The organism is Aquiflexum sp. (assembly GCF_041751335.1).
Taxonomy (GTDB): domain Bacteria; phylum Bacteroidota; class Bacteroidia; order Cytophagales; family Cyclobacteriaceae; genus Aquiflexum.
Window position 1 is genome coordinate 1 of sequence record NZ_JBGSXS010000293.1, and the last position, 4561, is coordinate 4561.

The 4561-nt window shown below is 41.5% G+C and carries 4 protein-coding genes and 1 riboswitch; of the genes, 2 read left to right on the plus strand and 2 right to left on the minus strand.

The genetic code is table 11. From position 1 onward, the window contains the following. The coding region (locus ACEW8U_RS16360) for an iron chelate uptake ABC transporter family permease subunit (RefSeq protein ID WP_373523126.1) at positions 1-248 on the minus strand (248 nt) is incomplete at its 3' end. Next, complete coding sequence (locus ACEW8U_RS16365; protein ID WP_373523127.1) at positions 238-1302, minus strand: ABC transporter substrate-binding protein; 1065 nt, start codon at positions 1300-1302, stop codon at positions 238-240. The genes ACEW8U_RS16360 and ACEW8U_RS16365, both read right to left, overlap by 11 nt. A 203-nt stretch (positions 1303-1505) precedes the next feature. Then, a riboswitch (cobalamin riboswitch) is annotated at positions 1506-1738 on the plus strand. 240 nt (positions 1739-1978) lie between these two features. Between ACEW8U_RS16365 and ACEW8U_RS16370 the strand changes: the two genes are divergently transcribed. Together ACEW8U_RS16370 and ACEW8U_RS16375 are read left to right on the plus strand one after the other, a co-directional pair. After that, positions 1979-3868, plus strand: a complete 1890-nt coding sequence (locus ACEW8U_RS16370) for a TonB-dependent receptor (protein WP_373523128.1) — start codon at positions 1979-1981, stop codon at positions 3866-3868. Next, the coding region (locus ACEW8U_RS16375) for a YncE family protein (RefSeq protein WP_373523129.1) at positions 3865-4561 on the plus strand (697 nt) is incomplete at its 3' end. The genes ACEW8U_RS16370 and ACEW8U_RS16375, both read left to right, overlap by 4 nt.

Below are 4561 nucleotides of genomic sequence, written 5' to 3' on the forward strand. Positions count from 1 at the left end.
GTCTGCATCTGAAGTCCACTGATGGATAAAGTGATTCCCGCCAAAATCGCAGTAAATGCTTTTGGGAGCCGATATCCTATGACGATGGTTTCCCAAGAGCTTTTGGAAAAATCTTGTCCGAAGAATCTACCAATTACCTCCCCAACTGGAATAGCCACCGAGCCAATGGATAAATTAACCCAAAACACCAGAATGCATAGGAGCAATCCGCTGGCAAACAAGATGGTATTTGGGGATTTATTTTTCATTCAGTTGGCCGTAAAAATATAGCGAATATTCCGGCAAAAGCTCCGGATACAGGATTTTGATCAGATCCTGTAAAATCAGATCAGGCCTTAAATATCCCAACTCAAAATACTCTATTCCACCGGTCGGGCCTTTTTTTGAAGTATAGGTAAAAACATTCCCATTTTGAAAAGCATGGAAATGAGCATATCTGGGATCGGCATTTTTCATGTCCGCCAAACTTTTAAAGTCGGAAGCCCCTAACCAGAAATCTGCTTCCTGCGCATTTTCCAGCACATATTCATAACTTAACTGCACACTTCCTGTTCCTTTTTGCTCCTTGAAAAGATAATCTCCTCCAGCGGTTTCCAGCAACCTTGCTCCCCAGGAATCACTGCCCGGGACATACCAGATATCTTTGTACATGACGCCTGCCATGACTTTTGGTTTGTCAAATTTACTTCCTGAAATCAGCTTTTCGGCTTCAAGGTAATTGGCTTCAATGTCTTTGAACACTTTTTTTGCTTCTTCGAATTTTCCCAATAATGCTCCTGTAAATTTAATCCATTCTGCACGGCCTAAAGGATGTTGCTCTACATATTCTCCATTGAGAAACGCTGGAATTTTGGCCTCTTTCAATATCTCCAAGTTTTTGAGGTCATCTCCCAAGGTTGAAATCATCACCCAATCTGGTTCGAGATCAATAATCTTTTCGATATTTGCCTGGGCACCTGAACCTAAATCCATCACTTTGCCTGCATCAATCAAAGTCCTTGTTGCAATGGAAGAAATCAAATCGAGGTTAGGAAAACCTGCCAGAAAACCTGAAACCCCAAGATAGTCCAAATGGGGAATGTGCGTAGTGGAGGTCATAACGATTTTGGAAATGGGCAAGTATATTACCGCAGCAAAACCTGATTTGTCCATTTCCAAATCTGCCTTTTCCAACACCAAATATCTGAAAGGCTCATGTTCACCGGGAAATGCCTGTTTGACTTCAATGACCTTAAATCCTTCTCCCTGAAAAACAGCAAACCCTTTTGCATATTGGTTGGGGATTTCCTGTAGCTCAGACAAATTGCCTGAGATTGGGGGTTCACAGGCAGAAATGATTAGACTAAAAAACAGCAGAACAATTAGGGAAGAATATTTTGGCATGGATAAAGACGTGTGAGGCTAATGCCTCAAATATAGAAAGGATGAACCAATGATGTTCAGACAAAAGCCATATTGCTTAAACAAAATCAATAGTTTATGTGAATTCTTAATTTTTCCTTCCTATGTTTGCAGCGGAAAGCGGTTCCCGAACCTATATCAGGCACTCGGGATTAAAAGGGAATCCGGTCAAAATCCGGAGCTGTCCCCGCAACTGTAACCCCATCCCGAAACACTTCGGGATAGTAATTTACCCTCTTCAAATGCCATTGCTCCTCCCTATAGCTATCGGGATCGGGGTGAGAAGGCCGGTAAATTCAGGGAAGCCAGGAGACCTGCCTTTTTCCTCAGTATTCAAAGCTTTCGGGTGAAAGGCTGGGATGGACATAAAAACAAACAGGAATTATTTGATTATGATCTTCAATCATTTTGAGGAAATTCATCAACTTGAATGTTTAAATTTTATCTCAATTTATTTCACGTTATGGCTTTGGATTAAATATGTTTTGGACATTATTTAATTCAGAAGGCATTGTACCTATTGATCATTTATAGTTTATTGTCTCTTTTCATTTGGAAGGTAGATGTAAATCCTGTTATGAAAGAGGATTACATTTCACCTATTTTTTATTTTGAAAATGAGATGAAATCCTTACCGAAGTCATTGACGGAATCGGACACCGTTCAGCTTCCCGAAGTGGAGGTTTTTAAAGCTTCATTGGATAAATATACATTTGGCCAGCAGGTGCAGACTATCACCGAGAAAGACTTGGAATCCTTTCAAGGCCTTGCCCTGTCTGAATACCTACAGCAAAGAACAGGTCTTTTCCTCAGACAATACGGTCCGGGAATGTTGGCATCATTGACCATGCGTGGCACTTCTGCTGGGCACAATGCCGTTTTTTGGAATGGATTGCCCATCAACAGTCCTTCACTTGGACAGACGGATTTTTCTATTTTGCCAGTGGGAGGCTTTGATCAGGTAGCGGTTCATTTTGGAAGTGGGGGAGCTTTGTACGGAACTGATGCGATTGGTGGAGCCATACATTTGAATAACAAACCAAAGTTCGGTAGTGGACATCAGGTGCAGGTTGCTTCTTTGTTCGGTAGTTTTGGCAGATGGAACCAACAGGTGCAGTATTGCTTTTCAAATAAGAAATTCTCTTCAAGAAGCAGGTTTTACAGAAACTTTTCCCGGAATGATTTTCCCTTCCGGAACCTTTCAAAAATAGGAACTCCCATAGAAAAACAGGAAAATGCTCTAGTTGAACAATGGGGTGTCATGCAGGATTTGGCCTGGAATTTAAACTCCAAAAACCAGTTCAGCAGCGCGATTTGGTGGAACAAAACCGACAGACAGGTACAGCCTGTTATCGGTTCAAATACCAATGATACCCAACAGGACCAAAACCTAAGATGGGTTTTGGACTATTTTCATTTTGGAAAAAATAAGATCTGGAATGCAAAGACAGGTCTAGTCCGTGATGAGCTGATTTTCAATATCAATTCCATCTATAAAACCACCCAATATTTCATTGCCACTGATCTGGATTGGGAAATCCATCCAAAGTGGAATTCAAAAAGCGGAATAAGGTACACCTATATTATAGGGAATCTCAGCACTTATGATGCAACTGATTCCCGACTGGAACTCTATCAATCCATCAATTTTCAACCCAACGAAAAGCTGTCTTTTTCCATGAATCTCAGGCAATTGGTTTATGAAGGCAATTGGGCACCATTCACACCAAGCATTGGTGGGGAGTGGAGTATTTGGAAAAGTAAAGTCCAATCTATACAGTTTAAAACAGCATTTGCTAGAAGCTTCAAAGTCCCCACTTTGAATGATCGATTTTGGGAACCGGGAGGGAATCCCGATCTGGAATCTGAAAAGAGTTGGAGTGGGGAAATTGGCTTGAAGCATGTATTTGTCAAAAACAATTTTAATTTTGAACAGCAAATCACCCATTTCAGGATGAGCGTGGACAACTGGATCATTTGGCTGCCCAATGGTTCATTTTGGAGCCCACAGAATATCCGCAAAGTCAATAATTCAGGCCTAGAGTACTTTCTCGATGTCACCCAACAGTTTGGAGAATGGAAACTTGGACTTTCAGGAAATTATGCATGGAACCGTGCTATTAACCAAACCAATACTTCTGAAAATGACAGGAGTATGGGAAAGCAATTGCCATATACACCCGAACATAAGTTCCAATCCATGTTTTCGATTGAGAAGGGTGTCTTCAGTTCCTTTTTGAATACGCAAAGAGTCGGCGAGCGCTTTGTAGCAACAGACAATGCCGGCAAACTCAAACCTTATCAGCTTTGGGATATAGGAGTAAATTACCGATGGACACTAGGAGGAAAAATTTCAGGAAATTTTGGGGCTCAAATCAATAACCTATTTAATACAGATTATCAGGTTTTGCGGCTAAGGGCCATGCCCGGAAGAAATTATCAAGTCAATTTAAATATTACACTATGAAAAAATTAAGACAACTTTCAGCTTTTTGGGCTTTAGCTTTATTTGCAGTTTCCTGTACTGATGATGGTCCGGAGATTCCATTTGGGGAATTTGAAAAAGGGGTTTTGATCATCAATGAAGGAGCCTTTGGTGCCAATGACGGTGAAATTTACCATTATGACCCGGCCTCAGGAGAAATCAAGAATGATATTTTCGAATCAAAAAACGGAAGGCCATTTGCCGGCCTGATTCAGGATTTGGCAGAAGCAGAAGGAAGAATGTATTTGGTAGCCAATACCGGGAAGGTTGAGGTAGTAGATCCCAAGGATTTTTCCAGTTTGGGGGCTGTGGATGCTGACTTGAATATCAGTAGGTCCATTGCTGTAGCCAACCAAAAATTATATATCAGTGATTGGGGACCCTATGATGGGAACTTCAATAGTCCGGAGTCTTATGTCGCCGTGGTCAATGGGCTTAATGGTGGAATTGTTTCCAAAAAAATCCCGGTCCCAAGCCAACCGGAAGGGTTGATTGTGGCGGGGAATTATCTTTATGTCGCTTGTGCTGCAGCTAAAAAACTCCAGGTCATTTCCTTATCCACTGATGCAGTCACGAGCAGTCAGGATGTCGAGGGTACTCCTTCCAAATTGAAAGTTATTGATGGAAGGCTGTATTTATTTGCAAGGGATGCAGGTTACATCTATTTCCACGAGA